The 15,745-nt window shown below is 72.6% G+C and carries 17 protein-coding genes; 2 read left to right on the forward strand and 15 right to left on the reverse strand.

Annotated elements, in window-relative coordinates; genetic code table 11:
* From ACGFMP_RS18940 to ACGFMP_RS19000, 13 genes are all read right to left on the reverse strand, one after another.
* Entirely contained in the window at nucleotides 1–966 is a 966-nt protein-coding gene (locus tag ACGFMP_RS18940; RefSeq protein WP_393673632.1) for an ABC transporter permease, read from the reverse strand.
* Nucleotides 953–1,747: an ABC transporter ATP-binding protein gene (locus ACGFMP_RS18945; protein ID WP_393673634.1), complete on the reverse strand. Its 795-nt coding sequence runs from the start codon at nucleotides 1,745–1,747 to the stop codon at nucleotides 953–955. The genes ACGFMP_RS18940 and ACGFMP_RS18945 overlap by 14 nt, the downstream gene beginning before the upstream one ends.
* A gap of 70 nt (nucleotides 1,748–1,817) precedes the next feature.
* Nucleotides 1,818–2,975: an aliphatic sulfonate ABC transporter substrate-binding protein gene (locus tag ACGFMP_RS18950; RefSeq protein WP_393673636.1), complete on the reverse strand. Its 1,158-nt coding sequence runs from the start codon at nucleotides 2,973–2,975 to the stop codon at nucleotides 1,818–1,820.
* A gap of 272 nt (nucleotides 2,976–3,247) precedes the next feature.
* Nucleotides 3,248–4,600 carry a sulfate adenylyltransferase subunit 1 gene (locus ACGFMP_RS18955; protein WP_393673638.1) on the reverse strand — a complete coding sequence of 451 codons (1,353 nt, stop codon included), beginning with the start codon at nucleotides 4,598–4,600 and terminating at the stop codon, nucleotides 3,248–3,250.
* 2 nt (nucleotides 4,601–4,602) lie between these two features.
* The gene (gene cysD, locus ACGFMP_RS18960) at nucleotides 4,603–5,538 is read right to left on the reverse strand and encodes a sulfate adenylyltransferase subunit CysD (RefSeq protein WP_393673640.1); all 936 of its coding nucleotides are present in this window, start codon (nucleotides 5,536–5,538) and stop codon (nucleotides 4,603–4,605) included.
* Nucleotides 5,535–6,074, reverse strand: a complete 540-nt coding sequence (gene cysC / locus ACGFMP_RS18965; protein ID WP_393673783.1) for an adenylyl-sulfate kinase — start codon at nucleotides 6,072–6,074, stop codon at nucleotides 5,535–5,537. Before cysC ends, cysD begins: the two co-directional genes overlap by 4 nt.
* A gap of 26 nt (nucleotides 6,075–6,100) precedes the next feature.
* Complete coding sequence (locus tag ACGFMP_RS18970) at nucleotides 6,101–6,805, reverse strand: phosphoadenylyl-sulfate reductase (RefSeq protein ID WP_393673642.1); 705 nt, start codon at nucleotides 6,803–6,805, stop codon at nucleotides 6,101–6,103.
* The gene (locus tag ACGFMP_RS18975) at nucleotides 6,802–6,981 is read right to left on the reverse strand and encodes a hypothetical protein (RefSeq protein WP_393673644.1); all 180 of its coding nucleotides are present in this window, start codon (nucleotides 6,979–6,981) and stop codon (nucleotides 6,802–6,804) included. Before ACGFMP_RS18975 ends, ACGFMP_RS18970 begins: the two co-directional genes overlap by 4 nt.
* Nucleotides 6,978–8,702, reverse strand: coding sequence for a nitrite/sulfite reductase (locus ACGFMP_RS18980; protein ID WP_393673645.1), 1,725 nt, complete (start codon nucleotides 8,700–8,702; stop codon nucleotides 6,978–6,980). The genes ACGFMP_RS18975 and ACGFMP_RS18980 overlap by 4 nt, the downstream gene beginning before the upstream one ends.
* A 159-nt stretch (nucleotides 8,703–8,861) precedes the next feature.
* On the reverse strand, nucleotides 8,862–8,945 hold the full coding sequence (locus ACGFMP_RS18985; RefSeq protein ID WP_322899662.1) for a putative leader peptide: 84 nt from the start codon (nucleotides 8,943–8,945) through the stop codon (nucleotides 8,862–8,864).
* A gap of 85 nt (nucleotides 8,946–9,030) precedes the next feature.
* Nucleotides 9,031–9,606, reverse strand: coding sequence for a GNAT family N-acetyltransferase (locus tag ACGFMP_RS18990; RefSeq protein ID WP_393673647.1), 576 nt, complete (start codon nucleotides 9,604–9,606; stop codon nucleotides 9,031–9,033).
* 67 nt (nucleotides 9,607–9,673) lie between these two features.
* A complete protein-coding gene (locus tag ACGFMP_RS18995; protein WP_393673784.1) occupies nucleotides 9,674–10,900 on the reverse strand; it encodes a GAF domain-containing protein in 1,227 nt (408 codons plus the stop codon).
* 275 nt (nucleotides 10,901–11,175) lie between these two features.
* Nucleotides 11,176–12,813 carry an acyl-CoA dehydrogenase family protein gene (locus ACGFMP_RS19000; protein ID WP_393673649.1) on the reverse strand — a complete coding sequence of 546 codons (1,638 nt, stop codon included), beginning with the start codon at nucleotides 12,811–12,813 and terminating at the stop codon, nucleotides 11,176–11,178.
* A gap of 18 nt (nucleotides 12,814–12,831) precedes the next feature.
* Here ACGFMP_RS19000 and ACGFMP_RS19005 point away from each other — a divergent pair, with 18 nt between their 5' ends.
* Together ACGFMP_RS19005 and ACGFMP_RS19010 are read left to right on the forward strand one after the other, a co-directional pair.
* A complete protein-coding gene (locus tag ACGFMP_RS19005; protein WP_393673651.1) occupies nucleotides 12,832–14,064 on the forward strand; it encodes a YihY/virulence factor BrkB family protein in 1,233 nt (410 codons plus the stop codon).
* 19 nt (nucleotides 14,065–14,083) lie between these two features.
* Nucleotides 14,084–14,785, forward strand: a complete 702-nt coding sequence (locus ACGFMP_RS19010) for a helix-turn-helix domain-containing protein (RefSeq protein WP_393673652.1) — start codon at nucleotides 14,084–14,086, stop codon at nucleotides 14,783–14,785.
* Here the strand turns inward: ACGFMP_RS19010 and ACGFMP_RS19015 are convergent.
* A complete protein-coding gene (locus ACGFMP_RS19015; RefSeq protein WP_393673654.1) occupies nucleotides 14,771–15,181 on the reverse strand; it encodes a VOC family protein in 411 nt (136 codons plus the stop codon). The two genes, ACGFMP_RS19010 and ACGFMP_RS19015, sit on opposite strands and share 15 nt — an antisense overlap.
* 126 nt (nucleotides 15,182–15,307) lie before the next feature.
* Nucleotides 15,308–15,745 (reverse strand): ricin-type beta-trefoil lectin domain protein, encoded by a 438-nt coding sequence (locus ACGFMP_RS19020; protein ID WP_393673786.1) that lies wholly within the window; start codon nucleotides 15,743–15,745, stop codon nucleotides 15,308–15,310.

The raw sequence follows: 15,745 nt of genomic DNA on the forward strand, positions 1-15,745 counted from the left end.
TCACTGGCTCCTGGCCGTCAGCCCGCGGGAGCGCAGCACCCAGCGCTCCAGCGGGCTGAAGAGCAGCAGGTCGATGGCGATGCCGACGAAGAGGATCAGCAGGATGCCCAGGAAGACGCCCGCCATGTCGGAGCCTTCCCGCATGTTCTCCAGGTAGCGGCCGAGTCCGACGCCCAGGTCGGGCGAGGACGCGATCAGCTCGGCGGCCATCAGCGACCGCCAGGAGAAGGCCCAGCCCTGCTTCAGGCCCGCCACGTAGCCGGGCAGCGCGGCGGGCAGCAGGATGTACCAGGCCCCGCGCAGCCCCGTCGCGCCGATGGTGCGGCCGGCCCGCAGGTACAGCGGTGGCACCTGGTCGATGCCGGCCACCAGGCCGTTGGCGATCGAGGGCACCGCGCCGAGCAGGATCACCGCGTACATCGTGGAGTTGTTCAGGCCCAGCCAGATCACCGCGGCCGGCACCCAGGCGACCGAGGGCAGCGACTGGAGGCCGGACAGGATCGGGCCGATCGCCGCCCGGACCAGCGGCACCCTGGCCACCACCAGGCCCAGCGGGGTGCCGATGATCAGCGCGGCGAGGAAGCCGAGCAGGCCGTGCGAGACGCTGGTCCAGATGATGGAGAACAGGTCGCCCGCGTTCCACCGGTCGGCCAGTTCCCGGCCGACCGCGGAAGGGCTGGGAAGCTTCGTCTGGTCGGCGAGCTTCGCCCACACCGCGAGCTGCCACAGCACCAGGACCAGCAGCACCGCCACCACCGGCGGCAGCACCTTCTTGAGGAGTATCTGCCCGACCGGCGCTCGCTTGACGGTCACCGCGTCCAGCGCGTCGAGCCCCGCTTCGAGGCCCGACATGTCGTGCCGGCCCCGGGCGGCCTCCCGTGAACGGTCCTTGCCGGGCGGCAGGTCGCCGTCCGGGATGTCGCGTGCGTCGGAGCCCTGCACGCCGGGTGTCTCAGTGCTGGCCATGACGACGGATCTCCCCACGCAGTTCCTCGGTGATCTCGACGGACAGCTCCGCCACGGCCGCGTCCTCGATCCGGCGCGGCTGCGGTATGTCGATGCGCCACTCGCGGTTGATCCGGCCCGGCCGGGACGACAGCAGGACGACCCGCTGGGCCAGCCGCACCGCCTCCCGAACGTTGTGCGTCACGAACATCACCGACAGGTCGGTCTCGGACCAGATCCGGGTCAGCTCGTCGTGCAGGACGTCACGAGTGATCGCGTCGAGCGCCGCGAACGGCTCGTCCATCAGCAGCAGCTGGCTGTCCTGGGCCAGGGCCCTGGCCAGCGCCACCCGCTGCCGCATACCGCCGGACAGTTCGTGCACCCGCTTGCCGTACGCGCCGCCCAGCCGCACCAGCGACAGCAGCCGCTCGGCCTCGGGACGGCGCTCCTCGCGGGGCACCCCGCGCAGCCGCAGGGTCAGTTCGATGTTCTTGCCCGCCGTCAGCCACGGGAAGAGCGCGTGCTCCTGGAACATCAGGGCCGGCCGGCCGCCGGGAGCGTCGATGCTCCCGGCGGACGGCTTGTCGAGCCCGGCGACCAGGTTCAGCAGCGTCGACTTGCCGCATCCCGAGGCGCCCAGAAGGCACACGAACTCTCCCGGCCGCACATCGAGCGTGATGTCGTCCAGCACGAGCTGCTGGGCGCCGGGCCTGCCGAACGCCTTCGACACATGGTCGAGCCTGGCCGCGTACGCGGCGCTTTCCGCGTCCTGCGCGGTGGCACTGGCAAGAGTGTCGGCCATGGATGTCACCTCCTGGGGTTCTCGGATCGACTGCTGGGCGCTTGCGGTTACTGCCGTTGCCGCACTGCGGTCACTGCGTGCCGAGGTTCGCGGCGCTCACCGCGGGCTGCCCCTGGGCCTTGAGCACCTTGTTGAGCAGCGTCAGGTCGTAGATGCCGTCCAGCTTCGGCGCCTTGAGCAGGCCCGCGGCCACCGCGTGGTCGGCCTCGGACTTGGCGGTCGCGGCGAGCGGATCGTCGAGCACCTGGATGGACTGCCACGCCGGGTCGAGGATGTTCGCCGGGAGCGCCTTCTGCGTCAGCTTCTCCAGCTGGGAGTTGGCGTCGGCCTTGGCCTTGTCGGAGTTGGCCTTGATCCAGGCGTTGGTCTTCACCGAGCCGCGCAGCACCGCCTCGACCACGTCCGGGTGGGCGGCCAGGAACTTCTGCGACACGATCACGTTGGTGATCACGAACTGCTTGTTCGGCCACAGCGTGCCCTCGTCGAGCAGGACCTTCGCGCCCTCGCTGACCAGCTTCGACGCGGTGGGCTCCGGCACCCACGCACCGTCGATGGAGCCGTTCTTGTACGCGTCAGGGGTGATCTTGTTGTCGGTGCGCACCACCGACACGTCGCCCTTGCCGCTCTGCGCGTCGACCTTCCAGCCCTGGGACTTGATCCAGTTCAGCAGCGCCACGTCCTGGGTGTTGCCGAGCTGCGGGGTGGCGATCTTCTTGCCCTTGACGTCGGCAAGGGTCTTGATCTTCTTCGGGTTGACCACCAGCTTCACACCGCCGGAGGCGGAGCCCGAGATGATCTTCAGGCTGGAGCCGTTGGACTTGGTGTAGCCGTTGATCGACGGGGAGGGGCCTATCCAGCCGATGTCGATCGACCCGGCGTTCAGCGCCTCGATCTCGGCGGGACCGGCGTTGAAGGTGGCTTCCTTGATCTTGGTGCTGCCCAGCTCCTGCTGGAAGAAGCCCTCCTTGAGCCCGACCAGCGCGGTGGCGTGGGTCAGGTTGGGGAAGTAGCCGATCTTCACCTCGTCGGTGGAGAGCTTCGCGGTGGTGGCGGAGCCGCCGGCGCTGCCCGCGGCCGGTGCGGAGGAGTTCGAGTCGTCCGACTTCTTGTCGGAGCCGTAGCCGCAGGCCGCGAGGGAGCCGAGGAGCAGCGGGAGAGCGGCGGCCACGGCGACGAGTCTGTGGCGCGAGGCGGAGGTGCGGAACGCGGGACGGAGGTGCGCAGACACGGGTGTGTCCTCTCGTAAGGCCCGGCGTGTCGCGCTCTGGTCCGTTGCGGAACTAGGGCGCGGCCGGAAGTTCGTCAGGTCTTCGAAGGTGGTGCGTCGGGGCGCTCGAAGCGCCGTACGGGCGTGCGCAGGCGACCACGGCTGAGCCGTGGACCGCCGTGTACCGGGTCAGCACACACATCGTGCGACCCCGCCCGTACCCGAGCCGAGCGAGCCGCTGCCGACGCGCCCGCCCTCCTTCGCGAATCCCGAAAAGGCTTCCTGAGCCATGGTCAGAAGTCCCATCCCTCGTCATCGGCCGCGCCACCGGGCGCGGACGGGCGTTCCGCGAACGCCTCGCCCGCCATGCCGGCGGTCAGCGTCGTACCGTCCGCGGGGTCGATCAGCAGAAAAGCACCGGTGAGCCGCGCGTCGGCGTAGGCGTCGATCGGCAGCGGCTCCGCGGTGCGCAGCAGCACCGCGCCGATGTCGTTGACCTCCAGCGCCGCCGGCTCGTTCTCGTGCGCCAGGCCGTGCGACAGGTCGATCCGGTAGGGCAGCGCCTTGACGATCGCCTTCACCGTCCGGGTGGCGTGCTTGAGCAGCACCCGCTCGCCGATCCGCAGCGGCCGCTCGTGCAGGTGGCACACCGTGGCCCGGATGTCCTGGGTCACCGCGGGCAGCGAACCCGAGGGCGCGATCAGGTCGCCGCGCGAGACGTCCAGGTCGTCGGCGAGCAGCACGGTGACCGACTGCGGCGCCCACGCGGTGTCCACGCTGTGGCCCAGCGCGTCGATGCCGGAGATCGTCGTCGTACGCCCCGAGGGAAGCACGGTCACCGGCTCGCCGACCCGCAGCAGGCCGGACGCGATCTGGCCGGCGTAGCCGCGGTAGTCGGGGTGCTCGGCGGTCTGCGGCCTGATCACGTACTGCACGGGGAAGCGCGCGGGGCAGCCGGTCAGGTCGTGGCTGACCGGGACCGTCTCCAGGTGTTCGAGCACCGTCGGGCCGCCGTACCAGTCCATGTTCGCCGACGGCTCCACCACGTTGTCGCCGGCCAGCGCGGAGATCGGGATCGCGGTGATCTCCGGCACCCCGAGCGAGGCCGCGTAGGAGGTGAACTCCTCGGCGATGGCGGCGAAGACCGGCTCCGCGAAGTCCACCAGGTCCATCTTGTTGACCGCGAGCACCACGTGCGGCACCCGCAGCAGCGCGGCCACCGCGGCATGCCTGCGGGTCTGCTCGACCACCCCGTTGCGGGCGTCCACCAGCACCACGGCAAGCTCGGCGGTCGAGGCGCCGGTGACCATGTTCCGCGTGTACTGCACATGGCCGGGCGTGTCGGCCAGGATGAACCGGCGCCTGGCGGTGGCGAAGTAGCGGTAGGCCACGTCGATGGTGATGCCCTGCTCCCGCTCGGCCCGCAGGCCGTCGGTGAGCAGCGCGAGGTCGGGCGTCTCCTGGCCGCGGCCGAGCGACGCGCGCTCGACGGCCTCCAGCTGGTCGCTGAGCACCGACTTGGAGTCGTGCAGCAGCCGGCCCACCAGGGTGGACTTGCCGTCGTCGACCGACCCCGCGGTGGCGAAGCGCAGCAGGGTGGTCGCCGACAGCTCTTCCGCGGTCAGCGGGCTCGTGGTGCTGGTCATGGTTAGAAGTACCCCTCGCGCTTGCGGTCCTCCATGGCCGCCTCCGACATCTTGTCGTCGGCGCGGGTGGCACCCCGTTCTGTCAGCCGGGACGCGGCGATCTCGGTGATCACCGTGTCCAGCGTGGTGGCGGCGGAGTCGACCGCACCGGTGCAGGACATGTCGCCGACCGTGCGGTAGCGCACGGTCCTGGTCTGCACCGGCTCACCGGCCTTCGGGCCGCCCCACTCGCCGGCGGTCAGCCACATCCCGTTGCGGCTGAAGACCTCGCGCTCGTGCGCGAAGTAGATCTCCGGCAGCTCGATCCCCTCGCGGGCGATGTACTGCCACACGTCCAGCTCGGTCCAGTTGGACAGCGGGAAGACCCGCACGTGCTCACCGGCCGCGTGCCGGCCGTTGTAGAGCTGCCACAGCTCGGGGCGCTGCCGGCGCGGGTCCCACTGGGAGAACTCGTCGCGCAGCGAGAACACCCGCTCCTTGGCCCTGGCCTTCTCCTCGTCGCGCCGTCCGCCGCCGAAGACGGCGTCGAAGCGGTGCGCCTGGATGGCCTCGGTCAGCGGCACCGTCTGGAGCGGGTTGCGCAGCCCGTCGGGGCGCTCGCGCAGCCGTCCGTCGTCGATGTAGTCCTGCACCTTGGCGACGTGCAGCCGCAGGCCGTGCTCGGCGACCGTGCGGTCGCGCAGGTCGAGCACCTCGGGGAAGTTGTGCCCGGTGTCCACGTGCAGCAGCGTGAAGGGCACCGGCGCGGGCGCGAACGCCTTCAGCGCCAGGTGCAGCATGACGATCGAGTCCTTGCCGCCGGAGAAGAGGATCACCGGCCGCTCGAACTCGCCCGCCACCTCGCGGAAGATGTGCACCGCCTCGGACTCCAGCGCGTCCAGGTGCGTCAGCGCGTACGGGCTGTCCCGCTGCTCGGTGTGCGTGACGGTCGTGGTCATGTCGTGAGGCCCCTCTCGGCGAGCAGCGCGTGCACCGCTGCGGCGGACTGTTCCACCGTGCTGCCTTGCGTCTCGATCCGCAGATCCGGGTTCTCCGGGACCTCGTACGGGTCGTCCACCCCGGTCAGGCCGGTGAGTTCACCGGCGGCCTGCCGGGCGTACAGGCCCTTGACGTCGCGGACCGAGCACACGTCGACAGGGGTGGCCACATGGACCTCCACATAGCCGGTGCCGTGGGCCTGGTGGCGCTTGCGCACCGCCTCGCGGCTGTCGGTGTAGGGCGCGATGACCGGCACCAGCACCAGCACCCCGTTGGACGCCAGCAGTTCGGCGACGAAGCCGATCCGCTGCACGTTGGTGTGCCGGTCCTCGCGGGTGAAGCCCAGGCCCGCGGACAGGAACTCGCGGATCTCGTCGCCGTCCAGCACCTCGACCCGGCGGCCCTGTGCCCGCAGCGTGTCCGCCAGCGCCGTCGCGATGGTGGTCTTGCCCGCGCTCGGCAGCCCGGTGAGCCATACGGTGGCGCCGGTGGTCATCGGGGTCTCCTGCTCCTGGGGTGCCGTCACTGGTGTATTCCGCACTCGGTCTTGCCCAGGCCCGCCCAGCGTCCGGCGCGGGCGTCCTCGCCCTCCAGCACCCGTCGGGTGCAGGGCGCGCACCCGACGGACGCGTAACCGTCCGTCAGCAACGGGTTGGTGAGCACTCCGTGCTCGGCGACGTAGGACTCCACGTCGTCCTGCGTCCAGCGGGCGATCGGGGCGATCTTGACCTTCTGCCGCTTGGCGTCCCAGCTGACGACCGGGGTGTCGGCGCGGGTCGGCGACTCGTCCCTGCGCAGGCCCGTCGCCCAGGCGTCGTAGCCGGCCAGGCCCTGTTCGAGGGGGGCGACCTTGCGCAGCGCGCAGCACAGGTCGGGGTCGCGGTCGTGCAGCTTCGGCCCGTACTGCGCGTCCTGTTCGGCGACGGTCTGCCGCGGGCTGATCGTGATGACGTTGACGTCCATCACCGCCGCCACCGCGTCCCGGGTGCCGATGGTCTCGGGGAAGTGGTAGCCGGTGTCGAGGAAGACGACGTCGATGCCGGGCAGCGCGCGGGACGCGAGGTGCGCCACGACGGCGTCCTCCATCGAGGAGGTCACGCACAGGCGCGGCCCGAAGGTGTCGGCGGCCCAGCGCAGGATGTCGAGTGCGGACGCCTCCTCCAGGTCGCGGCCCGCCTGTTCTGCGAGCTGCTGCAGGTCCTGGGTCGTATACGGTGCGGTGCTCACGAATCGCCTCCATGCGGAGAGTCGGCGGCCGGCCTCCTGGCCAGCAGACCGAGGAACGACAACTGGAATGCCCGGCTGCACGCCCGGCATTCCCAGGCGCCGTGGCCCTCCTCGGAGGGACGCAGGTCCTCGTCGCCGCAGTAGGGGCAGTAGAACGGGGCGGCTCGCTCGGTCATGACAGCGCCTCTTCCGAGGCCCGCGCCGCCCACTGGGCGAAGCGCTCGCCCTCGGTGCGCTCGGCCTGGAAACGGGTGAGCACCCGCTCGACGTAGTCCGGCAGTTCGGCCGCGGTGACCTTCAGCCCGCGCACCTTGCGGCCGAAACCGGGCTCGAGGCCGAGGCTGCCGCCCAGGTGCACCTGGTAGCCCTCGGTCTGCTCCCCGTCGGGGCCGGTGACCAGCTGGCCCTTCAGGCCGATGTCGGCGGTCTGGATCCGGGCGCACGAATTCGGGCACCCGTTGATGTTGATGGCGATCGGCTCGTCGAACTCCGGCAGCCTGCGCTCCAGTTCGTCGATCAGGGAGGCGCCGCGCGCCTTGGTCTCGACGATCGCCAGCTTGCAGAACTCGATGCCGGTGCAGGCCATCGTGCCGCGCCGGAAGGACGACGGGCGGACCTGCAGGTCGAGCGATTCGAGCCCGGACACCAGCGACTCGATCCGGTCCTGCTCCACATCCAGGACCAGCATCTTCTGGTCGGTGGTGGTACGCAGCCGGTCGGAGCCGTGGCCCGCGGCGAGTTCGGCGATCTTCGTCAGCGTGGTGCCGTCGATCCGGCCGACCCGGGGGGCGAAGCCGACGTAGTAGCGGCCGTCCTTCTGCCGGTGCACCCCGATGTGGTCGCGCCACTGCGCCTGCGGCAGCTCGGGCGCCGGGCCGTCGATCAGCTCGCGCTCGAGGTACTCGTCCTGGAGCACCTGGCGGAACTTCTCCACGCCCCAGTCGGCCAGCAGGAACTTCAGCCGGGCGCGGGAGCGCAGCCGGCGGTAGCCGTAGTCGCGGAAGATCCCCACCACGCCGGCCCACACGTCGGGGACCTCGGCAAGCGGGACCCAGGCGCCGAGCCGTTCGCCCAGCCGCGGGTTGGTGGACAGCGCGCCGCCCACCCACACGTCGAACCCCGGGCCGTGCTCGGGGTGCCGGACGCCGACGAAGGCCACGTCGTTGATCTCGTGCACCACGTCGAGCAGCGGCGAGCCGGAGACCGCGGTCTTGAACTTCCGCGGCAGGTTGGAGAATTCCTTGTTGCCGATGTAGCGGGTCTTGATCTCGTCGATCGCGGGGGTGCCGTCGATGATCTCGTCCGCGGCGATGCCCGCCACCGGGGAGCCGAGGATGGTGCGCGGGGTGTCGCCGCACGCCTCGGTGGTGGACAGGCCCACCTCCTCCAGGCGGCGCCAGATCTCCGGCACGTCCTCGATGCGGATCCAGTGGTACTGCACGTTCTGCCGGTCGGTGATGTCGGCGGTGCCGCGCGCGAACTCCTGCGAGATCTCGCCGATCACCCGCAGCTGGGCCACGGTCAGCCGGCCGCCGTCGATCCTGACCCGCATCATGAAGTAGCGGTCGTCGAGCTCCTCGGGCTCCAGGATCGCGGTCCTGCCGCCGTCGATCCCGGGGCGGCGCTGGGTGTAGAGACCCCACCAGCGCATGCGTCCGCGCAGGTCGGCGCCGTCGATGGAGTCGAAGCCCGCCTTGGCGTAGATCGTCTCAATGCGCGTCCGCACGTTGAGACCGTCGTCGTCCTTCTTCGTCTGCTCGTTGCCATTGAGCGGCGTGAAGTGGCCCTTGGCCCACTGGCCTTCACCGCGGTGCCGGGACGTCTTGCGACGGGCGGCGGCGGGAGTCCTGGGCCGGCCCCCGGCCGGCGGCTGGGGGGTGTCGGGGCTGGATGCCATGGCGATGCGTCCTTCTGGCAGGCTCGAATACGGTCGTTGACGGCGCGGAAGTACCCTGTGGCCTGGGGAAACGCAGAGCTGTCGTGCAGGCGCGGCGGACGGCGGGGAACTCCCGGGCATCCACGACGACGGGGATGGCGGAGTGGTGCGGCTGTGCGGTCAGCCCGCCGGACAGATGGCGCTGGACACGCGGCAGAAGTCGACGTGCGGCCGACCTACCAAGGCGATTCCAGTGCGTGACATGACGAAAGCGTGGCATGCGGGTCTCCGGCGAGTCCACCGCTATCCACCATGTGGACCAGATAATCTCACGATGCGAGAAACTGTGTCATGCGTCACTACCGGCGCCGAGCGGCCGCCGCTCCGGCCGCACGGCAGGTGCCGTGGTCACCGTGTCGTAGACGCGGAAGCCGCGCCGCCGGTAGTTCTCCAGCGCGTACGGCCCGTCCAGCGAGCAGGTGTGCACCCACACCCGCCGGGTCGCGGGGCGGCCCGGCCAGCGTCCGCCCAGGTCCCAGGCCCGCTCGGTCCCGTACGACAGCAGGTGGCCGCCGACGCCGCGGCCGCGGAAGTCCGGCAGCAGCCCGAAATACCCGATCTCGACCACGCCGTCGTCCTGCCCGGCCAGCTCCACGTAGCCGGCCGGGGTGCCGTGCTCGTAGGCCACCCACAACTCGGTCCCCGGCCGCTCCAGCAGCTCCCGCCACCGCTCCGGCGGCCACGGCAGCCGGTCGGTCCACGAGCAGTCCGCGCCGACCGCGGTGTAGAGGAAGCGCCCGAAGTCCGGTGAGGGGACTTCGGCCCGCACGATCCGGACACCGGAATCGGCCGCGGGCACCGCGGCGGGGCGCAGCTCTTCCGGCGCGGTCAGTTCGAGGGACCAGGTGGTCACGGCGGTGCTCATGCCGCCAAGGGTAGGCGCAGGTCCCGCCGCCGCCGTGGCCGGATCCCGCTCCCGCGAAGGGCCGGGCTCAGGCCGCCCGGCCGGCCAGCACCGCGGGCGCCACCGAGTGCGGCAGCAGGTCGAGGGCGCGTTCCGGCCGCAGCAGCTCGACCTCCACCTCCTCCGCGAAGCGGTAGGGCCGGTGGGCCAGCACCCCCGCCAGGTTCCTGCGCAGCCGCGACATCTCCGCCCGCACGGTGACGGTACGGCTCGGGTCGCCGAACAGGTCGGCCGCCAGCTGCGCCGCCGTCCTGCCCGCCGGGTGCAGGGCCAGCACGTACAGCAGCTCCGCGTGCCGCGGGCTCAGCGCCTGCGACCAGCTGCCCGCGGGCCCCGACACGGTGACCGTCCAGCCCTTCGGCCGGCTCACGTCGACCACCACCCGGCTCGCCGCAGGCGGCGACTCCCGGCCGCCCACCCGGATCAGCCAGCCGCCGGGCAGCGGCTCCAGCCGGCACACCCCGAGCGACGGCAGCCACATCTGCCCGGCCGCCACCGACGCGGGCAGCGCGACCCGCCCCGGCGGGGCCAGCCCGGTCGCCGCCGCGGTCCAGCCGTTGCGGTCCACCACGAGCGCCTGGCCGCCGATCCCGGCCAGCAGCGGCGCCGCGACCGAGCGCAGCCGCTCCACCGCCGCCCAGTGCCGCGAGCGCAGCTCGGCCTCCGCGACCTTCGCGACCGCCGACACCAGCGACAGCGTCGCCGGGTGCACCGTCGCCGCCGGCCCGCTGACGTCGACCACCCCGAGCAGCCGCCCGTCCCGCGGGTCGTGCAGCGGCGAGGCGGCGCACGTCCAGCCGTGGTGCGTCCGCACGAAGTGCTCGGCCGAGTGCACCTGGAGCGGTGCGCGGGTGATCAGGGCGGTGCCGATGGCATTGGTGCCGACCACCTCCTCCGACCAGGAGGCGCCCTCGGCGAAGCCGAGCCGGTCGGCGCTCCTGCGTACGGCCAGGCTGCCGTCCCGCCACAGCAGCCGGCCCTCGGCGTCGGTCACCACCATGATGTGCCAGGCCGCGTCGGCGACCGGGACCAGGCCTTCGCGCAGCACCTGCAGTACGTCCCCCAGCGGGGTGCTGTGCCTGCGGTGCTCGATCTCCTCGGTGCCGAGCAGGCCGTTGTGCCGGCCGACGTCGGGGTCCACGCCGTGCCCCAGGGTCCGCTCCCACGACGCGCCGATCACCGCGCGCGGCGCCTCGGGCGGCACGTCCCCCGCGAGGGTGGCTGCCCGTACGGAGGCGAGCAGGTGCGGTGACATCAGGACGTCGCTGCTGTCCAGCCGCCCGAAACCGATCGGAAGGTGTGGCACGGCGCCTCCGTTCTGCCGTCCCTGCCATGGTGCACGGGTGCCGGCCCGGGCCGCTCGGCTTTCCTGCAACCGGGTGCAACGGTTGCGCCCGCAGGCGCAAAGGGCGGACCCTGACGCCGCGTCACGGACGGGGGGTGGTGCCGAGTCGGCGCGGCACCACCCCCTCCGCTGTGCGTGCCCCTCCCCGGACGGCACGCGCCCGCGGGGGCACGGGCCGCCGCGGGCTACGGCGCGGTCGGGGCGGCCCTGGCGAGGATCGGGGCCAGGTCGAGGCCGGCCGGCAGGGTGCCGAAGGACGAGCCCCAGTCGCCGCCCAGGCGCGAGGCGCAGAACGCGTCGGCCACCTGCGGCGGTGCGAACCGGACCAGCAGCGAGCCCTGGAGCACCAGCGCCATGCGCTCGACGATGCGCCGGGCCCGGACCTCCACCCCCTCCAGGTCGCCCAGCTCGGACAGCAGGTCCTTGACGGCCGCGTCCAGGCGGTGGTCCGCCCCCCTGGCGAGGCCCACCTCGGAGAGGAAGGCGTCGACCGCCAGGGGTTCGCGTGCCAGCACCCGCAGCACGTCGAGCGCCTGGACGTTGCCCGACCCCTCCCACACCGAGTTGAGCGGGGACTCCCGGAAGATCCTCGGCATCCCGGACTCCTCGACGTAGCCGTTGCCGCCCAGGCATTCGAGGGCCTCGGCCGCGACCGGGGGGCAGCGCTTGGTGACCCAGAACTTGGTCACGGCGACCGCCAGCCGCCTGAAGTGCCGCTCCTGCTCGGTGTCGGCGTCGCAGGCGGCGGCGAGCCGCAGCGCCGTCGTGGTGGCCGCCTCCGACTCCAGGGCCAGGTCCGCCAGGACGTTGCGCATCAGCGGCTTGTCGACGAGCGGACCGCCGAAAGCGCTGCGGTGGGTGGCGTGGTGCACGGCCTGTGCCACGGCTTGGCGCATCAGCGCGGCCGAGCCGAGCGCGCAGTCCAGCCGGGTGGCGGCGACCATCTCGATGATGGTGGCGACCCCGCGCCCCTCCTCGCCGACCCGCCGGGCCCAGGTGCCGGCGAACTCGACCTCGCAGGACGCGTTGGAGCGGTTGCCGAGCTTGTCCTTGAGCCGCTGGATCGCGAAGACGTTGCGGGTGCCGTCGGGCAGCACCCGCGGCAGCAGGAAGCAGGTCAGCCCGGCGGGCGCCTGCGCCAGCACCAGGAAGCCGTCCGACATCGGCGCGGAGCAGAACCACTTGTGCCCGGTGAGCGCGTACGCGCCCTCCTCGGCCAGCGGTTCCGCCCTGGTGGTGTTGGCGCGGACGTCGGAGCCGCCCTGCTTCTCGGTCATGCCCATACCGAACAGCGCGCCGGGCTTCCCGCCCGCGGGTACCAGCCGCGGGTCGTAGACGTGGGAGCCGAGCCGCGGCTCCCACTCCGCGGCGAGCACCGGGTCGGTGCGCAGCGCGGGCACCGCCGCGTGCGTCATGGACACCGGGCAGCCGTGCCCGGCCTCCACCTGGGACCAGACCAGGAATCCTGCCGCCCGCCGCAGGTGCCCGTCAGGCCGCGACCAGGCGTCGGTCAGGCCCGCCGTCACCGCGTGGCCGAGCAGCCGGTGCCAGGCCGGATGGAAGTCGACCTCGTCGATGCGGTTGCCGTAGCGGTCGTGGGTGCGCAGCACGGGCGAGTACGTGTTCGCCTCCTCACCCCACCTCTGCGCCTGTGCGGATCCCGCGGCCTGTCCGAGCCGGGACAGCTCCTCCGTGATCTCCGCAAGTCCCGCGGGATCCGCGTGACGGGCGACGGCCTCGGTGAGGGCGGTGTCGGTGCTGTACACGTCATGGCCGGCCAGGGGCGGGGCCTGGTTCGTCACCGTGTGAGTGGGGGCAGTCATGCCAGCTAACGTAAGGGCGTGCAAGCAGCAGAAGAAAGAAGCCATCGGCGCCCCAACCGCTGGCGGCGGGCCCGGGTGCTCTACCGCAACGTCTCCAAGCGGAAGGTGGGCTGGCTGCTGCTCAAGGACACCGTCGACTCCTGCATGGAGTACCGGGTCACCGGCCTCGCCGCGGAGGCGGCCTTCTTCGTCCTGCTGTCGCTGCCGCCGCTGCTGCTCGGCCTGGTCGGTGCGCTCGGCTATGTCGACACGGTCATCGGCCTGGACACCATCGACCACATCCGCCACAACATCCTCAGCGCCTCCGCGACCGTGCTGTCCGACAAGGGCGTCAACGAACTGGTCAAACCCCTGGTCGACGACGTCTTCCACGGCCGCCGCCCCGACCTGATCTCGCTGGGCTTCCTGATCGCCCTGTGGTCCGGCTCCCGCGCGGTGAACGTCTTCGTCGACACCATCACCATCATGTACGGCCTCGAGGGCCGCCGCGGCATCGTGAGCACCCGGCTGATGTCGCTGCTCCTCTTCGTGGTCGCGCTGGTCCTGGGCGCCGCCGTGCTGCCGCTGATCGTGGTCGGCCCGAACGCCGTCAACGACCTGGTGCCCGGCACCTCGGGCACGGTGCACGTGCTCTACTGGCCGTTCGTGCTGCTGGCCTCCGTCGCCTTCCTGACCACGCTCTACCACGTGTCAGTGCCGGTGAGGGCGCCCTGGTACGAGGACGTGCCGGGGGCGCTGGTCGCGCTGCTGATGTGGGTGGTCGGCAGCTTCGTCCTGCGGATCTACCTCACGCACGCGGTGGAGGGCCCGACGATCTACGGATCGCTGGCCGCGCCGGTGGCCGTCCTGCTGTGGATCGGGGTGTCGGCCTTCGCGGTGCTGGTCGGCGCCGCGGTCAACGCCGCCGTCGACCGGGTGTGGCCGTCACTGGCCACCGCCGCCGCCCGCGAGGAGAACGACGAGCGCAAGGTGGCCGCCGCCGCCGAGGTGGTCGCGCGGGCCGCCGCCCGGCGGGCCAGGCAGGCCGCCGCGGCCGAGGAGGAGGACGACCCGCCGCCCGCCGAGTACCCCGAGCGCTGGGTGGACGTCCTGCCGCACGGCGACGTCCGCTCCCGGCTGCGGGCCCGCCGCCCCAAGCCGGGCCCGGCCGACCCGGTCACACCGCCCCGCCCGCCGCGGCCGCTCGCGCCGCCGCCGCTGCCCCCCTTCCCACCGCAGCAGTCGCCCTGGGACGAGCACCACCACGGCTGACCCGGGGCACCATGGAGGGGTGAGCGGGTATCGGGAACGGGCCGCCCTGGCCCCAGGGGCGGTCCTGTGGACGCGGACCGACAGCGGCGGCGACCCCTACCGGGTGCTGCCCGACGGCTGCATGGACCTGATCTGGCACGACGGTGCCCTGCTGGTCGCGGGCCCCGACACGCGGGCCTATGTGGTCGCCGACCGGCCCGGCAGCAGCTATGCCGGGCTGCGCTTCGCCCCCGGCGTCGGCCCCGCGCTGCTCGGCCTGCCCGCCCGTGAGGTCCGCGACCTGCGGGTGCCGCTCGACGACCTGTGGCCCGCCGCCGAGGCCAGGCGGCTGGCGGCGCGGGCGGACCGCGGGCCCGCGGTGGTGCTCGACGCGTGGGCCGCGGACCGGGCGCGGCGTCTCGGCCCCGCCGACCCGCTGCTCCCCGCGGTCGCCGCCGCGCTGTCCGCGGGCCGCCCGGTCGCCGGCGTCGCCGCCGCCTGCGGCCTCGGCGAGCGGCAGTTGCGCCGCCGCTGCGAGGCCGCCTTCGGCTACGGGCCCAGGACGCTGGCCCGGGTGCTGCGGCTCCAGCGCGCGCTGGGGATGGCCAGGGGCGGCGTGCCCTTCGCCAGGGTCGCCGCGGACGCCGGCTACGCCGACCAGCCGCACCTGTCCCGCGAGGTCAGGGCCCTGGCCGGGGTCCCGCTGGGGGAGCTGGTGGCGCGGCCCTCAGGAGGCGGCTGACGCCGCGAAGAGGTCCACGGCATTGCCGTCGGGGTCGTGGACGACGGCGTAGCGCTGGCCCCAGAACGCGTCCCACGGCTCGAGGTGCCCCTTGTGGCCGGCGCCCGTCAGCTCGGCCCACACCGCGTCGACCCCGGCGGGGCTGCCGCAGTCGAAGGCGAGCGCGACCCGGCTGCCGGTCGCGGGCGACCAGCCGGGGTCGAAGGAGCGGACGGTCTCCACGGTGTCCCACGCGAGCCGCAGCCCGCCGGGCAGCGAGACCTCGGTGTGCGGCTGCGTGTCGGCCTGCGCGGGCAGTTCGAGCCCGAGCCTGCGGTAGAAGGCGAGAGAGGCGGCCATGTCGGCGACGACCAGGCCGATCATGTCGATACGCGGTGTCACGGTCTGTGCGTTCATGCACCCCACGCTAGGCGCGCGGTCCCGTGCCGTCTTGAACGAAACGGCCACCTCCCCGGGGGGAGGGGCGCCGCCGCGAATGCGCACCCTGCTTCGCGGCGGCGCCGTCTTCGGGAGGGCGGGCCCTCAGGTGCCCGGCAGGGTCCAGGCCTGGTTGGCCGAGCCCGTGCAGCTCCAGATCTGCAGCTTCGTGCCGTTGGCCGAGGTGTTGCCTGTGGCGTCCAGGCACTTGCCCGACTGCGGGTTGACCAGCGAGCCACCGGTCCCTGCCTGCCAGATCTGCGAGCCTGACCCGTTGCAGTCGTAGAGCTGCACCTTCGTCCCGTTCGCGGTCCCGGCCGCCGCCACGTCCAGGCACTTGCCCAGCGCCTGGAGCGCGCCGCCGGAGCCGACCGTCCAGCTCTGCGCGGCGGTCCCGTTGCAGTCGTAGAGCTGCACCGCGGTGCCGTTGGCGCTGCTCGCCCCTGCGACGTCGACGCACTTGCCGCCGATCCCGGTGATCGGCCCTGACCCGTTCCCGGGCGGCGGGGTGCTCGGCGGCGGTGTCGAACCGCCGGGCGCCAC

The organism is Streptomyces sp. NPDC049040, from assembly GCF_043197715.1.
GTDB lineage: Bacteria > Actinomycetota > Actinomycetes > Streptomycetales > Streptomycetaceae > Actinacidiphila.